Annotated in this window: 17 protein-coding genes and 1 other annotated feature; of the genes, 1 reads left to right on the forward strand and 16 read right to left on the reverse strand. The window is 49.2% G+C overall.

Annotation, left to right across the window (positions count from 1 at the left end):
• Positions 1-120 precede the first annotated feature (120 nt).
• The 6 genes from ACTTK7_RS02760 to ACTTK7_RS02785 all read right to left on the reverse strand — a co-directional run bounded on the left by ACTTK7_RS02760 (position 121) and on the right by ACTTK7_RS02785 (position 6,824).
• Positions 121-693, reverse strand: a complete 573-nt coding sequence (locus ACTTK7_RS02760; protein WP_462865588.1) for a CvpA family protein — start codon at positions 691-693, stop codon at positions 121-123.
• 5 nt (positions 694-698) lie between these two features.
• On the reverse strand, positions 699-950 hold the full coding sequence (gene zapA, locus ACTTK7_RS02765; protein ID WP_022793126.1) for a cell division protein ZapA: 252 nt from the start codon (positions 948-950) through the stop codon (positions 699-701).
• Positions 951-1,067: 117 nt separating this feature from the next.
• On the reverse strand, positions 1,068-3,491 hold the full coding sequence (gene pheT / locus ACTTK7_RS02770; RefSeq protein WP_462865589.1) for a phenylalanine--tRNA ligase subunit beta: 2,424 nt from the start codon (positions 3,489-3,491) through the stop codon (positions 1,068-1,070).
• A 15-nt stretch (positions 3,492-3,506) separates the two neighbouring features.
• Positions 3,507-4,541, reverse strand: a complete 1,035-nt coding sequence (gene pheS / locus ACTTK7_RS02775; RefSeq protein WP_462865590.1) for a phenylalanine--tRNA ligase subunit alpha — start codon at positions 4,539-4,541, stop codon at positions 3,507-3,509.
• A gap of 47 nt (positions 4,542-4,588) precedes the next feature.
• Positions 4,589-4,807, reverse strand: a binding site (T-box leader).
• 55 nt (positions 4,808-4,862) lie between these two features.
• Positions 4,863-5,630, reverse strand: coding sequence for a TrmH family RNA methyltransferase (locus tag ACTTK7_RS02780; protein WP_462865592.1), 768 nt, complete (start codon positions 5,628-5,630; stop codon positions 4,863-4,865).
• Between the two features lie 105 nt (positions 5,631-5,735).
• The gene (locus ACTTK7_RS02785; protein ID WP_462865594.1) at positions 5,736-6,824 is read right to left on the reverse strand and encodes a M42 family metallopeptidase; all 1,089 of its coding nucleotides are present in this window, start codon (positions 6,822-6,824) and stop codon (positions 5,736-5,738) included.
• A gap of 266 nt (positions 6,825-7,090) precedes the next feature.
• Here ACTTK7_RS02785 and ACTTK7_RS02790 point away from each other — a divergent pair, with 266 nt between their 5' ends.
• Positions 7,091-7,498, forward strand: a complete 408-nt coding sequence (locus ACTTK7_RS02790; protein ID WP_022793121.1) for a hypothetical protein — start codon at positions 7,091-7,093, stop codon at positions 7,496-7,498.
• 41 nt (positions 7,499-7,539) lie between these two features.
• Here the strand turns inward: ACTTK7_RS02790 and rplT are convergent, their stop codons facing one another.
• The 10 genes from rplT to ACTTK7_RS02840 form a co-directional block, all read right to left on the reverse strand.
• Entirely contained in the window at positions 7,540-7,896 is a 357-nt protein-coding gene (gene rplT / locus ACTTK7_RS02795; RefSeq protein ID WP_462865596.1) for a 50S ribosomal protein L20, read from the reverse strand.
• Positions 7,897-7,937: 41 nt separating this feature from the next.
• Positions 7,938-8,141, reverse strand: coding sequence for a 50S ribosomal protein L35 (gene rpmI / locus ACTTK7_RS02800; protein ID WP_022793119.1), 204 nt, complete (start codon positions 8,139-8,141; stop codon positions 7,938-7,940).
• A 42-nt stretch (positions 8,142-8,183) separates the two neighbouring features.
• On the reverse strand, positions 8,184-8,795 hold the full coding sequence (gene infC / locus ACTTK7_RS02805; RefSeq protein ID WP_322526529.1) for a translation initiation factor IF-3: 612 nt from the start codon (positions 8,793-8,795) through the stop codon (positions 8,184-8,186).
• A gap of 196 nt (positions 8,796-8,991) precedes the next feature.
• A complete protein-coding gene (gene thrS, locus ACTTK7_RS02810; protein WP_462865598.1) occupies positions 8,992-10,932 on the reverse strand; it encodes a threonine--tRNA ligase in 1,941 nt (646 codons plus the stop codon).
• 330 nt (positions 10,933-11,262) lie between these two features.
• Positions 11,263-12,372, reverse strand: coding sequence for a cyclic dehypoxanthinyl futalosine synthase (gene mqnC / locus ACTTK7_RS02815; RefSeq protein WP_322526531.1), 1,110 nt, complete (start codon positions 12,370-12,372; stop codon positions 11,263-11,265).
• 141 nt (positions 12,373-12,513) lie between these two features.
• Positions 12,514-13,440 carry a primosomal protein DnaI gene (gene dnaI, locus ACTTK7_RS02820; protein ID WP_322526532.1) on the reverse strand — a complete coding sequence of 309 codons (927 nt, stop codon included), beginning with the start codon at positions 13,438-13,440 and terminating at the stop codon, positions 12,514-12,516.
• 18 nt (positions 13,441-13,458) lie between these two features.
• A complete protein-coding gene (locus ACTTK7_RS02825; RefSeq protein WP_462865600.1) occupies positions 13,459-14,859 on the reverse strand; it encodes a replication initiation and membrane attachment family protein in 1,401 nt (466 codons plus the stop codon).
• Positions 14,860-14,875: 16 nt separating this feature from the next.
• Positions 14,876-15,355 carry a transcriptional regulator NrdR gene (nrdR, locus tag ACTTK7_RS02830; protein WP_022793114.1) on the reverse strand — a complete coding sequence of 160 codons (480 nt, stop codon included), beginning with the start codon at positions 15,353-15,355 and terminating at the stop codon, positions 14,876-14,878.
• 171 nt (positions 15,356-15,526) lie between these two features.
• Entirely contained in the window at positions 15,527-15,910 is a 384-nt protein-coding gene (speD, locus tag ACTTK7_RS02835; RefSeq protein ID WP_022793113.1) for an adenosylmethionine decarboxylase, read from the reverse strand.
• Between the two features lie 370 nt (positions 15,911-16,280).
• Entirely contained in the window at positions 16,281-17,312 is a 1,032-nt protein-coding gene (locus ACTTK7_RS02840; protein WP_462865602.1) for a glyceraldehyde-3-phosphate dehydrogenase, read from the reverse strand.
• Positions 17,313-17,328 lie beyond the last annotated feature (16 nt).

Here is a 17,328-nt window from a genome sequence, read left to right on the forward strand (position 1 = left end):
GTCAGCTTTAATCATGTTAGGCATTCTTTTTTGAGTATAACGGGAGTTAATAATTCTGTCTAAGCTCACGCCGCCGGGCTGAAGGCATAAAAACAGACTCCCCTGTGAAACACAGGGAAGTCAGCCTTCATTCTCTATTGGGCCGTCCATGTTCCCGGGGTCTGCCGGCATGATTTGCTCGTACCAGCCGGAAAGCCATGGGGTTTCATGTAATATAAAGCTGGCGACTGCCGAATTGTTTATTACCGGCTCAAGAGCCGGAAACGGCATCAGCATAGCTGCAGCCAGCACAACGAATAAAATTACGTACGTTTCGAGCACCCCAAGCACACCACCAAGCCAGTAATTAATCGTTCTAAGCACCGGAAGCCTGGCAATGCCGCCTGCTGCTCCGGTTAAAAAGCCGGCGATGATGCGGGTGCCGATAAACAAAAGAAGAAAGGCAATCGAATAATAAAACAGGCTGCGGGTATCAAAAGCAGCCAGGAACGTCCCTTCCGCCTGCTGGCCGAATGGGTAGGGGATCCATTGTTCTAAAAACTGCGCGACTTCTTCATAGAATAAAAACGCAACAATAAACGCTGCCACCAGACTGACAAGGCGAAGCAATTGAAGAACAAAGCCTCTTTGAAGCCCTGTAAAAAAGCTTCCGATTAAAATCACAACAAGCAGAACGTTTATTACTATTTCCATAGCCATTATCCTTCAGAATCTTTGTCCTTGTTTACTTCTTCTTTGAGTTTTATATAGTCATCCACTACGTTTAAAGCCGTCAATACCGCCAGGCGGGTCGTATCCAAATAGGGATTGTATGCTTTATATTCTTTCATTCTCTTATCTAAATAATTGGCGACCTGATTAATATGCGAGGGTTGTTCATCACCGACAATCGTGTACTGCTGGCCGTATATTGTAACCGTAGTGCGTTTTTTACTTTGATCATCAGCCACGTCTTCCGCCCCCTGTTCTTGAATGTGCCTTTTCCTTAATAGTAACAGAATAAAAAGGCTCTGAATATCTTTCCCTGTACAGACCCTTTTTTAAACCAGGAGATGCCCGGCAGCTGTTTACTGCCTGAGCTCTGCCCCGGTTTTTTCTTCAAGCATGCGAAGCACATGGTCGTGCGCGGAGCTGACCTCTTCATCAGTAAGCGTTCTTTCCGGATCCAGATACACGAGGGTGAATGCCAGGGATTTTTTGCCCGGTGACAGGTTTTCGCCCTGATAAACATCAAACAGGGACGTACTGTACAGCGTGCTTCCGCCTGCGGACTCAATGATTTCTTTTACTTCAGCTGCAGGGACGCTCTCATCCACAACGATCGCAATGTCACGTGTAGTGGAAGGGAAGCGCGGCAGCGTTTGATAACGAACCGGCGTTTCCACCGCCTGAAGCAGGGAGGTTAAATCAACCTGGAGGGCATACGTTTCGGCTATATCCCAATCCCCAGCCGTTGTTGGATGGATTTGGCCGACATATCCCACCGGCGCCCCGTCCAGCTGTATATCTGCAGTACGCCCGGGATGCATATCGCTGCGCTCTGCCAGAGTGAATGAAGCACGGCTTTCTACGTGCAATTCTTCAAGAATGCCCTCAGCGATTCCTTTCATCACGTAAAAGTCTGCATTTTTTGTTTCTCCCTGCCACAGGTGGCTTTCCCATCTGCCGCTTACTACTGCAGCAAGCATAATACGTTCTTCCGGCTGTACGGCAGCATTTTCTTCTTCAGAAAGAAACACCGAGCCCATTTCAAACAGGGCAATGTCTTTCGTCTGGCGGTTGCGGTTATAGCTGACTCCTTCAAGAAGCTGAGGAATCAGGCTCTGCCGCAGCACTCTGCGGTCCTCGCTCATCGGCATGGATACTTCCATTGTGTACTTTTCCGGGTACAGCGTGAAACGGGGAGCTGAGCTTGCAGTCGTCAGGGAATAGGTGACAGCTTCACTCAGTCCGGCACTTTCCAAAAATCGGCGCACAGTCCGCTTTCTTTTTTGTTCGGCGGTCAGGCTTCCGGCCGTCGTAGCGCCTTTAGGCAGCGTGCTCGGAATATCCTGATAGCCGTGCATCCGTGCGATTTCTTCAGCCACATCCTCTTCAATGCGGATATCCGGGCGGCGGCTTGGAATATATACTTCAATACTGCTCGTTTCCTTATCGGCGGTCTGAAAACCGAGACGTTCGAGAATACGGACCATTTCTGAACCGCTGAGCTCCATTCCAAGCAGCTGATTGATACGGCGGTCACTCACCCGTACCCAGCGGCCGCCCGGCTCCCGGTGGTCCTCCTGCTCGATGCCCTGAAGTACAGAGGCCCCCGCATATTCAGCGAATAAGTACGCCGCCCGGTCTGCGGCCTGCTCCACTCTCTCTGTGTCGAGCCCCCGCTCGTAACGGACACTTGCATCGCTTCGTATCCGCGTATCTTTGGAGGCCTGGCGGATCAGGGACGGATGAAACAGGGCCGCTTCAAGCAGAATATTTGTTGTCTGATCGCTGACCTCAGAGTGCTCCCCGCCCATCACTCCTGCGAGAGCGGTCGGCTTTGTGCCGTTGGTTACGACTAAATGCTCCGTCGAAAGATGATGCTTATTACCGTCGAGCGTCTGGATTTCTTCGTCTTCGAACGCTCTTCGCACGAGCACTTCGTCGGAGCCGAAAGCGTCAAAATCAAACGCGTGCAGCGGCTGCCCGTATTCAAGCAGCACATAGTTGGTAATGTCCACGATGTTGCTGATAGGCCGGATGCCGGCAGCCATCAGGCGGTTCTGCATCCAATACGGAGAAGGCTTCACCTGAATGTTTTCCGCGACTCTCGCTCCGTAATAGGGAGTGTCTTCACCGTTTTCGATTTTCACATTGACCGCTGCTGATGCAGGCTTTTCACTTTCTTTTATTGAAGTCACAGGAAGCCGGACGGTCCGGTCAAGCTGGGCCGCCACTTCGTAGGCGACCCCGAGGATGTTCAGGCAGTCGGCACGGTTTGGAGTAATGTCCAGATCCATCACCGTATCGTCCCAGCCAAGAGCTTTTACCGCATCGGATCCCGTCTCCGGATTTTCATCAAAAACGAAAATGCCTTCAGCCACGTGCTTAGGCACCAGCTTGGCTTCCACACCGAGCTCCTGGAGAGAACAAATCATGCCGTTGGACTGCTGGCCTCGGATTTCTGCTGCTTTAATTTCCATGCCCCCGGGCAGCACCGTGCCCGGCTTTGCCACTACAACCTTCTGTCCGGCTGCCACGTTATCAGCACCGCAAATAATCTGCACAGTCTCTGCTCCCTGATCCACCTGACAGATGTTTAAGTTATCCGCATCCGGATGCTTTTCGGCTTCGGTAACATACCCGATCACGCATCCCTCAATCGGTTCGGCACGCCGGTACAGAGCGTCCACCTCTACGCCTCCCGTAGTCAGGCGATCGGCAATTTCTTCAGGAGTAATATCCTCAATATCCACATAATCTTTCAGCCACTTATATGAGATCAACATGTCTGCATTCTCCTTCTATACTCGAGTGAATTGTTTTAAAAAGCGCATATCGTTCGTGTAAAAGTGCCGGATATCATCGATACCATACTTCAGAAGGGAGAAGCGTTCCACTCCCATGCCAAAGGCGAAGCCGCTGTAGACCTCCGGGTCAAAGCCGCTCATTTCCAGTACACGCGGATGCACCATTCCGCACCCGAGCACTTCAATCCATCCGGTATGCTTGCAGATGCGGCAGCCTTCCCCGGCGCAGATGCCACATGAAACATCGAGCTCTGCAGACGGCTCGGTAAACGGGAAGTAGCTCGGCCGGAGGCGGATTTCTCTTTCCTCGCCGAAGTATTTCTTCACAAATGTTTCGAGCACTCCTTTTAAGTCACTCATCCGGATATTCTCGTCAACCATCAGTCCTTCAATCTGCATGAACTGGTGGGAGTGGGTGGCATCATCATCATCCCGGCGGTAGACCTTGCCCGGGCAGATGATTTTCACCGGCCCTTCGCCTTGGTGACGTTCCATCGAGCGGGCCTGTACAGGCGACGTCTGCGTTCGCAGCAGCAGGTCACTGCTGACATAAAAAGAATCCTGCATGTCCCGGGCCGGATGATCTTTTGGCAGATTCATCGCTTCAAAGTTGTAATAATCGGTTTCGACCTCCGGGCCTTCAGTCACTTCGAACCCCATGCCGATAAAGATATCTTCAATCTCTTCCACCACGCTCGTCAGCGGATGCTTCGCCCCGCGCTGGACCTTACGGCCCGGAAGCGTCACATCAAGCGTTTCTTTTTCAAGCTTTTCCTTTAACGCTTCGCCGGCAAGCATTTTTGTTTTTTTCTCCAGACGCTCCTGAATCGCTTCCCGTACTTCGTTTCCCTTTTGACCGACAACAGGACGCTCCTCCTTGGACAGCTGTCCCATCCCCCGGAGCACTTCCGTAATCGGGCCTTTCTTCCCTAAGTATCTCACCCTCACCTGCTCTAATTCCTTTGTATCGCCAGCTTCTTCAATCTGCTGCAGTGCTTCCTGCTGCAGCTCCTCCAAGCGTTCTATCATATCCTGATTCCCTCCATTTTTTGCCAAATAAAAAGAGCCCTCTCCCTGAAAGGGACGAAGGCTCGCGGTACCACCCTTGTTAGCTGCAGTGCACAGCTCACTTTCCTGTAACGACAGGTTCCGGCACGCTTTTCTTCCACGGGGAATACTCCAGCGGCTGCTCCGAAGTGAATTCACAAATCCTTGCTGCAAGGTATTTTCAGTCAGCGATACCTTTTCCCTGTTCAGCAGGAAGCAATGCTACTACTCTTCATCTGCGCATTTGTGTTTATATGTTTCGATATGAATTATTATAGAAAAAGCCTGGCCCGATTGCAACCATCACCAATCTGTCTGCTTCAAATGATACAGCAGGATGCCTGCAGAAACTGCCGCATTTAACGATTCTGCCTGGCCCGGAATCGGAATGTACAGGTTCTGGTCGGTCCGCTCGAGCCATTTCTTTTGTACGCCGGCTCCTTCGTTGCCAATGATTAACGCGAAGTAGGGCTGCGGCTCAAGTGCCGAATACGACGTTCCTTCATCAAGCGAAGTACCGAAGCACGGAATGTCCGTTTCCTGCAGCCATTCCAGCCACTCACCCAGGTCCTCCTGCAGTACCGGAACATGAAACAATGATCCCTGCGTCGCCCGGACCACCTTTTCGTTGTACGCATCCACGGTGCCTGTGCCGAGAACGACCACGCCTTTTCCAAGCGCGTCAACCGTCCGGATAATCGTACCCAGGTTACCAGGGTCCTGAATGCTGTCCACCAGCACGAAAAACGAATATCCGCCGCTTCTCACATTAGAAAATTCAGGAATTCTGCATACAGCTACAATATTTTTCGGCGTTTCCGTCGAGCTGATTTCTTTCATCACGCTTTCTGTTACCTCTGTTGCCGGTGTTGGTATTTCATTAAAAACCTGCGGCCACTCTTTATGCTCTTCAATGAAAATTTCTTCAATCCAGGCCTCCGACCGGACGGCTTCTGTCAGCGCATGGTCTCCTTCAATTAAAAAAAGCCCTGACCTTTCACGTTCCTTACGTTTATGAAGTTTTTTTATCTCTTTTACTTTCGGGTTTTTTGCCGATTCTATCCGCTTCACTTCGCTGTCTCCCCCAGTATTTTCTCTCATCGTAGCACACTTTGACCCGCCGCAGAAAGAAAATAAACAGCCCTCCCGTCCCTCACGGACAGAAAGGCTGGTTTTTTATGCTTCGTACGTTAACGACTCTACTGTGTCGCGGTCCAAACGCTTAGCAATTTCTACGATTAACTGCACGGCATGCTCAAAGTCATCCCTGTGCAGAATAGCCGCATGTGTATGGATATAGCGGGTCGGAATCGTAATGGCCATAGCCGGTACTCCTTCACCGGAAAGGTGAATAGACCCTGCATCTGTGCCGCCATTTGCCATCATGTCGAACTGAAAAGGAATTTCTTTCTCTTCAGCTACACCGACAACGAAATCACGCAGCCCTTTGTGTGCGATGACGGAGGCGTCCATCATAAGAAGCTGCGGGCCTTTGCCGATTTTCGCTCTGGCATCGCTACTTGTCACACCCGGCGTGTCCCCGGCAATCCCTACATCGACAGCAAAGCCGATATCCGGCTGAATAAGGTTGGTTGCTGTTTTCGCTCCGCGCAGGCCGACTTCCTCCTGTACAGCACCGACGCCGTAAATTTCATTCGGGTGGGATTCATTTTCGAGACGCTTCAGCACCTCAATCGCGATAGCACAGCCAATACGGTTGTCCCAGGCTTTCGCCATCAGCAGTTTTTCATTATTCATCACTTCAAAATCACATACCGGCACGACCGAATCCCCCGGACGCACGCCGAATGATTCTGCCTCTTCCTTACTTGAAGCGCCGATATCGATAAACATATCTTTAATTTCCATTGCTTTCTTGCGCTGCTCCGCCGACAGAATATGCGGCGGCTTTGAGCCGATCACACCGGTAATATTTCCTTTTCTCGTCATTACCTTCACCCGCTGGGCGAGCATCACCTGGCTCCACCATCCACCGAGGGTCTGGAATTTCAAAAAGCCATTTTCATCGATTCCCGATATCATAAAACCAATTTCGTCCAGATGTCCGGTAATCATTAATTTCGGACCGCCAGCCTGGCCGGTTTTTTTAGCAATCAGGCTTCCCAGCCGGTCGGTGCTCATTTCATCGGCGTAAGGAGAAATATACTGGGTCATCACCTTTCTCGGTTCCTGTTCGTTCCCCGGGACGCCGTTTGCGTCCGTGAGGTCCTTTAGCATCTGCAGTGTCGGATCTAATTCTGCCATTTCGTGCTGCCTCCTTTATGTACGGTTGTTTTACACACACATGCAAAGGGAAAATATTATTAATGCTGCGAATTAATATTATCATCCATACAAGCGGTGTGGTGCGGGTTCTTCCATATTCAGTATAAAGAACTTTGCCGCAGGGCTCAAACATAATCTATCATACCCCGGTGGCTGTGAAACTTTTTAGCAGACTGTGCGTATATATTAGAAATGAGAAGGCTTATGTACGCTTAATCCGATAGATGCAGAGGAGGGTGTAAAGATTGGGTATTCTTTTACGAGTGCTGCTGTTGATCGCTCTTATTATTATCATATACTCGTTTTGGAGGTACTGGAATAATTCAAGGAGAAAGCTGGAAGCGGCTCACCATAAAAAACAATTCTATCTGCTTGATGACCAGCAAAACGTGCGGAAAAATTTACTGGCCACCCATAAAGGCGTCATGTTTGAAGGCGAAAAATACGTAGGTACAACCGAAAAAGCATTTGAAGTAGTTACGATTTCGCTGTGGGTGATTGAAAGCGAGCATTTGCGCGGCTTCCAGCGCGAGGATTTCACCTTTCTCGAGCGGGAAATTCTCTCCCTCTATCCGGAAGCTGCCATCGAATGGAACAGCCCGGTGAAGGAGTTCATGCAGCAGCTTGAAGCAAAGCAGCCCGAGAAACAATAAAAAGCGGAACGCCTGAGTTACTGGGCGCTCCGCTTTTTTGTTTAATTTAAGTTTGATTTCGCTTTTTCCGCAAGCTCTGCGAATGCTTTTTCGTCATTTACCGCTAGGTCTGCGAGCATTTTACGGTTCATTTGGATACCGCCCTGCTTCAGGCCATGCATCATGCGGCTGTAGGACAAGCCGTTTAGCCGGGCCGCTGCATTAATACGTGCAATCCACAGCTTACGGAATTCGCGTTTGCGCTGGCGACGGTCCCGGTAAGCATACTGCAGGGACTTCATTACCTGTTCCTGTGCTGTTTTAAACAGGCTGTGCTTAGAACCTCTATAACCTTTCGCGAGTTTTAATACTCGTTTACGTCTGCGACGTGCCACATATCCGCCTTTTACTCTTGGCATCGTCAACCCCTCCTTAGCTTATCTCAATTATTTGATCGTGCTTATTTTTTCGTTTTCGGCAGCAGTGTCTTGATACGTTTGTAGTCGGACTTGGAAACAAGCTCCGGCTTACGCAGGTTACGCTTTTGCTTTTGGGATTTATGCGAAAACATATGGCTCGTGAATGCGCGTGCGCGTTTTACACGGCCGCTTCCTGTTTTGCGAAAACGTTTTGCTGCTCCGCGGTGAGATTTCATTTTTGGCATAAGTGACATCCTCCTTTTTTAATATAACGGGCTGACCGCTGTCTATTCTTTACTGGATTCTTCTTTTTGCTCCCGTTCCTGCTCCGCTTTTGGAGCGAGCATGAGGAACATGCTGCGGCCATCCATTTTCGGCTTCGTTTCAATCGTACTCACGTCTTCACACTCTTTTGCAAACCGGTCAAGTACCTCTTTGCCGATATCAGAGTGTGTAATCATACGACCGCGGAAGCGGATAGCTGCTTTTACTTTATCGCCTTTAGACAAAAACTTGCGTGCGTTACGCAGTTTTGTATTAAAGTCGTGTTCTTCAATGCTCGGGCTCAAACGAACTTCCTTCACGTTGATCGTTTTTTGCTTTTTCCGGGCTTCTTTATCTTTTTTCTGCTGTTCAAAACGATATTTACCGTAATCCATAATACGGCAGACAGGCGGTTTTGCGTTTGGAGCGACAAGAACAAGGTCAAGGTTTTCTTTCCCGGCCAGCTCTAAAGCTTCGTTTCTTGATTTCACTCCAAGCTGCTCTCCGTTAGAGTCGATGAGTCGAACTTCACGGGCACGGATGCCCTCGTTTACCTTTTGGTCCTTACGAATAATAAGCCACCTCCAGAAATTTAGTGCGCGGGGCTTCCACGCAAATACATACCATTGGCACAACGAAAAAACGTGCAGACACCCTCTAAAACAGAGAAGCGCCCACACGTATACAGAATATATGCTCTACACATTCAATATATTAGTAATAACCAGCCAACGTTTGTCGGTCAGGTGAGAAGCGGGCGCTTCTTCTTTAGGGATTAATTATTTTCACACTAGGACATCTTAGCACGGCCCTATTAGGACGTCAACCTTTTTATCGATATTCATTGATAGCCGCTGTTACATTTTCCACAAAATCATTCAGCGGCTGTGACTCCGAGTCCTGCTGACCGTATCTGCGCACATTTACGGCGTTCGCTTCCTGCTCTTTATCGCCAAGCACAAGCATGTAAGGAATTTTCTGCGTTTGGGCTTCACGGATTTTATAGCCGAGCTTTTCATCCCGGGTATCCACTTCCACCCGCACATCCGATGCCTGCAGTGCCATTTCCACTTCTTTCGCGTAGTCGAGATGAACGTCAGGCGAGACCGGTATGATTTTCACCTGTACAGGAGAAAGCCACGTTGGCAGGGCGCCTTTGTACTCTTCAAGCAGAAAAGCGATAAAGCGTTCCATCGTGGACACAATGCCCCGGTGGACGACTACCGGGCGGTGTTCACCACCGTCGCTTCCGACATACGTGAGATCAAATCGTTCAGGCAGGTGAGTGTCGATCTGGACGGTGGAAAGTGTCTCTTCTTTGCCCATTGCTGTTTTTACCTGGACATCGAGTTTCGGGCCGTAAAATGCTGCTTCGCCTTCTGCTTCCACGTATTCAGCGTCAATCGCATCCATCGCTTCTTTCAGAATACGCTCGGAATTTTCCCACATCTGGTCATCGTCCACGTATTTTTCTTTATCCTCCGGATCCCGATAGGAAAGCCGGAAGGTGTAATCTTTGATGCCGAAATCGTGGTAGACTTCACGGACAAGCCGCACTGCACGGATGAACTCATCCTTCAGCTGATCCGGCCGGGCAAAAATGTGACCGTCGTTTAGCGTCATCGCCCGCACCCGCTGCAGGCCGGCAAGCGCTCCGGATTTTTCATAGCGGTGCATCGTTCCGAGCTCTGCAATGCGTACCGGCAGATCGCGGTAGCTGTGCTTTTTATTTTTGTAAACCATCATGTGATGCGGACAGTTCATCGGCCGCAGCACGAGTGTTTCATTATCCATCTCAATCGGCGGGAACATATCGTCCTGATAGTGGTCCCAGTGGCCCGATGTTTTATAGAGCTCGGAGGAACCAAGCACCGGCGTATACACATGATCATAGCCGAGGCGCACTTCTTTATCCACAATATAGCGTTCGATAATCCGCCGGATGGTGGCCCCGTTTGGCAGCCAGAGCGGAAGCCCCTGCCCGACTGTCTGGCTTGTCGTAAATATGTCGAGCTCTCTGCCGATTTTACGGTGGTCGCGCTCTTTAGCCTCTTCAAGCATCTTCAAATGATCATCAAGCTGGGACTGCTTTTCAAAGGCTGTGCCGTAAATGCGCTGCAGCATTTTGTTGCTGCTGTCCCCGCGCCAGTATGCCCCGGAAATGTTCATCAGCTTAAACTTTTTCAATTTGGAGGTCTGCGGCACATGGACCCCGCGGCATAAATCGACATATTCTCCCTGCCGGTAAAGCGCGATCTGTTCTCCTTCCGGAATATCCTCAATTAATTCCAGCTTCAGCTCGTCGCCAAGCTCTTTAAAAAAGCGGACTGCTTCTTCCCTGGACACTTCCTCGCGGATAATTTCAAGATTTTCATCGATAATTTTATTCATCTCTTTTTCGATTTTGGGAAGGTCTTCCGGCGTCAACTGGTGCGACGTATCAATGTCATAATAAAAACCGTTCTCAATCACCGGGCCGACACCAAGCTGCACGTCACCAAACAGGCGCTTCACGGCCTGCGCCATCGCGTGTGCGGTGCTGTGCCGGAGCACTTCAAGGCCTTCCGGGGACTGATACGTGATGATTTCAATCTGCCCGTCCTCCTGGAGTGGAGTACGGAGATCCACCATTTTTCCGTTAATTTTTCCTGCCAGTGCGTTTTTTTTCAGTCCTGAGCTGATCCCGCCGGCTACTTCCTCTGTCGTCGTGCCAATATCATATGATTTTTCATTCCCATCGGGGAATATGAGCGTAATTGCCTGTTCTGCCACTGTAATTTATCCTCCTTTTATTACTGTAATAAACAGAAAAACACATAAAAAACCCGCCCCCTCGAAAGGGGCGGGCTCAGCCGCGGTTCCACCCTAGTTTCCATCCCCTGCACAGGGACGACTCTATCCGGGTAACGGCCGGGGATCCGCCGGCAGATACTGCTGTTCCCTGCCGAAGCTCCGAGGGGGTAAAAATAAAACGGTTTGTAGAGAACTTCCAGCCGTGGTTCTCTTCTCTGGGACGCCTGTTTTATTTTCGTGGCCTCATCCTTGCATTTTCCTTTTCGCTATTTCAGCATAGCGAAAAGCTTCTTTTCATGCAACCTGTATTTAGTTTTGCATTACAAAGTCTTTTTCGCTATTCTCTTCTCCCTCAAACACCCGGAGCGTATGATATTTCGTATTACGCTGAGCCGGCGTGTAGCCTGCTTCCCGTATTAAACGAAGAATACGGTTGATGTTCACTTTGTGTGTCGTACCGGCTGAAGAGACAACGTTCTCTTCCATCATGGTACTGCCAAAGTCGTTACAGCCGTAGGAAAGGGAGCGTTTTCCCGTTTCTGGCCCTGCTGTTACCCAGGAGGACTGGAAGTTCGGGATATTATCCAGGAATAAGCGTGAAATGGCAACGTTGCGGAGATAGCCTTCCGGTGTAATACGCTCGCCTTTCATGCTTGTATAGTCCTGCTGGAAGGTCCAGGATATGAAGGCCAAAAAGCAGTTGGACTCATCCTGCGCCTCACGAATGCGCCACAGATGTTCTGCACGCTCTTCGTTGGATTCGCCAAAGCCGATAACCATCGTTGCCGTGCCGTGCATACCGACCTCTTTAGCCATTTTCATGCAGTCGATCCATTGATCGGCCGTGCATTTCAGGCGGCTGATCCGTTTTCTCGTTTTCTCTGTGAGAATTTCGGCGCCGCCGCCCGGAAGTGAATCCAGACCTGCTTCGTGAAGAGCCGTTAATACCTCTCTCAGGGACAGGCCGGACACCTCCATCATTTTGTACACCTCTGCCGGTGTAAACGAGTGCATCGTCACATCAGGGAAATGACTTTTAATTTTTTTGAGCAGGTTCGTATAGTATTCAAATGGGAGATTCGGGTTGGTCCCGCCCTGCATTAAAATTTCGTCTCCTCCGACATCCTGGAGCTCTTTAATCTTCTGCAGGATCTGGTCATCCGAAAGAAGGTAGCCCTCTTCCGAGCCCGGCCGGCGGTAAAATGCACAGAAGCGGCAGAAGGTATCGCAGACGTTTGTGTAATTGACATTCCGTCCTATGTTAAAGGTAGCGACAGGCTCCGGGTGCCAGCGTTTTTTAATTTCATCTGCGGCAGCCCCCATTTTTTCTATTTCATCGCTTTCATACAAGCGCACAGCGTCATCCATTGTCAGTCGTTCTCCGTTTAATGCACGTTCCAGTATTCCATCAATGCTCATTTGTATACCCTCCAGAAAATTCCTTTGTGGCGCTCGCATGAAAATATCGCGAATCCAACCCATTTTCTGCATGCTGGGCGCTATCATCATGGTAGCATATTTATTTGTATTATACACTTAGAATGCCCTCTGCATTTCCAATTATCCCCGGCGGTTCTGTCCATCCATGAACACTTCTTCTGTAAACGGGCGGATGCGCTCCATAATGCGTTTAGCCTTCAGCCGCTCGTTACCGCCCTTCTGGGAATACGTCAAATGCTCTTCAAGTTCACTGTAATCGTAGTTGGACGTATAAACTGTAGGAAGCTTTTCCATCATCCGGTACTGCAGAATAACTCCTAAAATATCGTCTCTTGTCCAGGCACTCATCGATTCGGCTCCAAGATCGTCGAGTATGAGCACCGGCACGCCTTTAACACTGTCCACCTTTTCCCTCACCGTATTATCCGAAAGCGATTCTTTGATCTCACGGAAAAAGTCCGGCACGTGTACAATCATCGAACCGATGTTCCGCTCTGCCAGTTCATTCATAATAGCTCCGGCAATATACGTTTTACCGACTCCGAATTTCCCGTACAGGTAAAGTCCCTGTCCGTCTTCTCCAGGCACGGTAGTCGATGCGAAATGGAGTGCTGCGGTGCCCGCCTTCGCTCTTGATTCATGGTCCATATCCACCTGGTCAAAGGAAGCGTGCAGTATCTCTTTTGGAATGTAATAGCTTTTAATAAGTGCCTGTCTTTTTTTCTTTTCATCATCGTGTACCTTTAATGAACAGCGGTGATAGGCAACCGTTACTTTTCCTTTGTCTTCCATCAATTCCGGCTGATAGCCCTGCATCAGGTTCGGGCAGTTTTCAAGCCCCGGACAGGCATCGCAGTTACTGCGCTCCCTTTTATACTCAAATAAAGCTGCCTTGTTTTTTTCGTACTCTTCCGCTGGTATGTGCGGATGACGGCGCTTGAAATCGATAACTCCCGGGTAGGCAAATACTTCTTTTTCAAGTCTGGCCATCCGTTCCTTCCAATCCTTATCCATCCATCTGTTCAACGAGGATCCGATCGAATCCATCCAGCCGCCTCCTTTCTTTTAACGGTTTGCTCTTTCCCGTCGTTCCTTCAGCATTTCTTCAAAGCGCTCTCTTTCCTTCGACAGCTGCTCCTGCGTGGAATTTTCACCTTCTGCCGGTTTGTTTTCCGCTTGCTCTTCTTTTTCCAGCCACTTAGGCAGCTTATCGTTTCGGACATAGCCCTGAGACCGCCTATTCGTATAATTGTTTTTAGGCGCCTGGCGTTCCTGCGCCTGCTTGTGTTCTTCTTTCGCTAGCTTCATGGCATCCTCTACGGTATGTACTTTTTTCCTTGTCCACTGGCCGGCAATTTTATACACAAGCGCTTTGCTTAATTTCATATTATTTTTCTTCATCACGTAATCTGTCAACACGTTCACGACTCCCGGGGATAAACGGTAGCTGAATAAAAGCTCCTCCACGAGATGGATATCCGACTCCGGCACAGTGGCTCCTTCGGCCACCGAACGAAGAAACGTGACGGGGGACGTCTGTTCATAAAACTGCTTCATCTGCTCCTGTTCAGACACCGGGCGGCTCTCTGCCGGCGCCGGATCCTGACGCTCTGTGCGGTTTCCGAGCGCAGGCGGGGCTGCTCCGTGCTCCATACGGTAATGATTTTTTGCCTTTTTACGCAGATCTTCTATATTTACTTCATCGTCTGCTGATAAGGACTCCTGAATCACTTTTCCCATATCAATAGGAGACAGCTGATACACAAAAGCAAGCCGGCGGACAGTCTGCTGCAGCGAAGGTGTTAGCAGCCGGGAGCTGTCGAGAAAGGAAGGAAGCGAAGCTTTTAGCAGTTCCATGTCGAATCCATTCTCTTCAAGCTGCAGACGCGACGGCTCACTGCCACCGACAAACTCTGTCCCTTCATCTGCCGGAGGCGGCTCGGAAGCCATTTCCGACGCATGCAGGGAAGCAAATACTTCATTGAACGAAGCCGTAATTTCTTCTGCTCCTTCAGGCACAGCTGAAATGCCAAAACGCTGGCGCAACTGAATGTATTTGTTTTTCCCAAGGCGGTTATATAAAAATACGCTTAACACATCATCCTGAAAAAAAGCGCGCGGCGACATGGGCGGCTGGATATCATACACAAATGTCTTATCCTGGGAGTGTGTTTCGAGTTCATAAACCCTGAGAAGCCCGATACCCTCAAGTAGGCGGCGGGCAGCGTAAATTTCATTTAAAGGCATCTGCAAAAAAGCCATCAGTTCATGATGGGTTGCTTCGGAGCTTTCATAGCAGTCTTTTTCCAGTTTATTCTGCAGAGTCTGGTAGAGAGCGATCGCTTTGCTTCCGACTAACGGCTGGTAGAGCATAGACATCGTCTTATCTGTGCTCTCGCTGAATTCTTTACTTGTGCGAACGTAGTACCCGTCCACCGGCTTTACTTCCATCCAATGCAGACTCAAAGCGCCGCCCTCCTTTTTATGATTTTGATGAATCCTCTTTATTTTCTTTATCAATCAGTTCTTTTAATTCATTGATGAATACATTTATATCACGAAACTGCCGGTAAACAGAAGCAAAACGGACATAAGCGATTTCATCAATATCCGCGAGCTCTTCCATGACAAGCTCCCCGGCTTCCTCACTTTTCACTTCTGTTCGTCCCTCTTCCCGCAGTTTATTTTCAACCCTCGAAACGATGCCCTCGAGCGTTTCCATTGGGATTGGCCGCTTTTCACAGGCCCTGATTAAGCCTCTCAGCATTTTTTCCCGGCTGAATTCCTCCCGGTTACCATTTTTTTTCACTACGACAAGCGGCAGTTCTTCCACAATTTCAAATGTGGTAAAGCGGTGGTGGCACGTATCACACTGACGCCGGCGCCGGATGGAACGGCCTTCATTGCTTGGCCTCGAATCCAATACACGTGTGCCATTGGAGTAGCATACAGGGCATTTCATTATTATCATCTCCAATTTGATGGGCGGTCTCTATTTTTATTGGTTCTATCATATCACATTCGCTCCTGACGGGAGGATGACAATTTGTGTATTTCTTTGAATCCCCTGTACTGCAGGCAATAAAAAACCGTTCAAGCAGCTACCTGTGCTTAAACGGTGTTCGTATGCGTATTATAAGGCATTTGCTTCCGGGCGCTCTACACGGATAGGCCCTGTGCCGCGGGGGATTTCTATTGTTTCTTCCGCTTCGGCACCGAGCGAACCGGCAATATATTTAGCGGCCGTGTTCGGATCAATATGATCTCCGCACGTATAAACATCGATACTTGCGTAGCCGTGTTCCGGAAAGCTGTGAATCGTTAAATGCGATTCTGAAATGATGACTACTCCGCTTACACCCTGCGGAGCGAATTTATGAAAAATCACTTCTCTTATCTCAGCGCCTGCTTTTAAAGCGGCGTTTACAAAGATACGTTCGATTGCATTTACATTGTTTAAAGTTTCTTCGTCACAACCCCAGAGCTCGGAAATGACATGGCGTCCCATTGTTTCCATGGTACGTTTCCCCCTTTGTTTCTTTTTATATCATTAGGTCGCTGTATTTTTATCGGCCCGTCACATTTTAAAGGCTACTCTGGGGGAAAGTTAGTCCAATTTGGCACTAACCCTTACAGTAACCGCTAGTATACCTGTATACGCCTGAAAACTGTGCATTTCTGCCGTTAAATTCAAGGACGCACAGGCACGAAATTCAGTATACGACGTTTATTTGCAATTTGCAACCAGTTTTCACATGCAGCATCTTTAAAGCTTTAATCCAGGGCTTAAATGCCTGTATATACTCCGTAACTTCTGTACATAATCCCCTTAGAGGATAAACAAAAAAGCGCCCCGCTCAAGGGACGCTTTCCCACATTAACGATTTTTAAAACGAAGCGACGGAGGAGTAGCCGACAGCTGGTTCCCCCACCATTTTTACGAGGTCCACTACCCGGCAGGAGTAGCCCCACTCATTATCGTACCATGCAAGCACTTTAACCTGGCGGTCGTTAATGACCATGGTGGAGAGAGCATCGATAATAGATGAATTTTCGTTTCCATTAAAGTCTGTTGATACGAGCGGATCCTCGCAGTAGGAAATAATGCCTTTTAATTTTTGTTCTGAAGCCGTTTTTAGCGTTTGATTGATCTCTTCCTCTGTTACCGGACGCTTCATATCAATGACCATGTCCACAAGCGATACGTTCGGTGTTGGCACCCGGAGAGCCATACCATTCATTTTTCCCTCCATGGAAGGAATCACCTCTGAAAGAGCTTTAGCTGCCCCGGTAGAGGTCGGGATAATCGACTGACCGCAGGCTCTTGCCCGGCGCAAATCTTTGTGGGGATTATCCATATTGTTCTGGTCATTGGTGTATGCATGCACAGTTGTTATTAAACCGCTTTCAATACCGATGTTATCCTCAAGCACCTTGACGACCGGCGCCAAACAGTTCGTCGTGCAGGAGGCGTTCGAGATTACGTGGTGACGTTCCGGATCGTAGTCCTCTTCGTTTACTCCCATTACGATGGTCTTATCGACTTCTTTGCCAGGAGCAGTCAACACTACTTTTTTCGCTCCGGCTTCTATATGCATTTCAGCGTCCGGGCCACGGTTGAATTTTCCCGTTGCTTCGACCACAATATCTACCCCCAGTTCTTCCCAGGGAAGTTCGAGGGGATTTCGGTTTTGAAGCAGCCGGATCCGCTTTCCGTCCACAATCATTTCGTCCCCTTCGGATTTCACGTCAAGCGGAAACGGACCGTGCACACTATCGTATTTCACTAAATGAGCCAGCGTTTCAGGAGGATACATGGCATTGATGGCTTTCACTTCAATTTCAGGGTCCATCATTGCCTTTCGAAAAACCATACGCCCAATTCGTCCGAAACCGTTGATCGCTATGCTTGTTTTCATTTAATATCCTCCTCTG

Source organism: Marinococcus tarijensis (genome assembly GCF_054971385.1).

What these genes read in the sequence shown, in the direction of transcription:
- pheS (WP_462865590.1), bottom strand. Translation starts at nt 4,541, where the DNA reads ATGATAGAACGCTTGGAGGAGCTGCAGCAGGAAGCACTGCAGCAGATT.
- rplT (WP_462865596.1), bottom strand. Translation starts at nt 7,896, where the DNA reads ATGCCAAGAGTAAAAGGCGGATATGTGGCACGTCGCAGACGTAAACGA.
- mqnC (WP_322526531.1), bottom strand. Translation starts at nt 12,372, where the DNA reads ATGAGCATTGATGGAATACTGGAACGTGCATTAAACGGAGAACGACTG.
- nrdR (WP_022793114.1), bottom strand. Translation starts at nt 15,355, where the DNA reads ATGAAATGCCCTGTATGCTACTCCAATGGCACACGTGTATTGGATTCG.
- pheT (WP_462865589.1), bottom strand. Translation starts at nt 3,491, where the DNA reads ATGTTGATCTCATATAAGTGGCTGAAAGATTATGTGGATATTGAGGAT.
- ACTTK7_RS02840 (WP_462865602.1), bottom strand. Translation starts at nt 17,312, where the DNA reads ATGAAAACAAGCATAGCGATCAACGGTTTCGGACGAATTGGGCGTATG.
- speD (WP_022793113.1), bottom strand. Translation starts at nt 15,910, where the DNA reads ATGGAAACAATGGGACGCCATGTCATTTCCGAGCTCTGGGGTTGTGAC.
- dnaI (WP_322526532.1), bottom strand. Translation starts at nt 13,440, where the DNA reads ATGGATTCGATCGGATCCTCGTTGAACAGATGGATGGATAAGGATTGG.
- rpmI (WP_022793119.1), bottom strand. Translation starts at nt 8,141, where the DNA reads ATGCCAAAAATGAAATCTCACCGCGGAGCAGCAAAACGTTTTCGCAAA.
- ACTTK7_RS02760 (WP_462865588.1), bottom strand. Translation starts at nt 693, where the DNA reads ATGGAAATAGTAATAAACGTTCTGCTTGTTGTGATTTTAATCGGAAGC.
- ACTTK7_RS02785 (WP_462865594.1), bottom strand. Translation starts at nt 6,824, where the DNA reads ATGGCAGAATTAGATCCGACACTGCAGATGCTAAAGGACCTCACGGAC.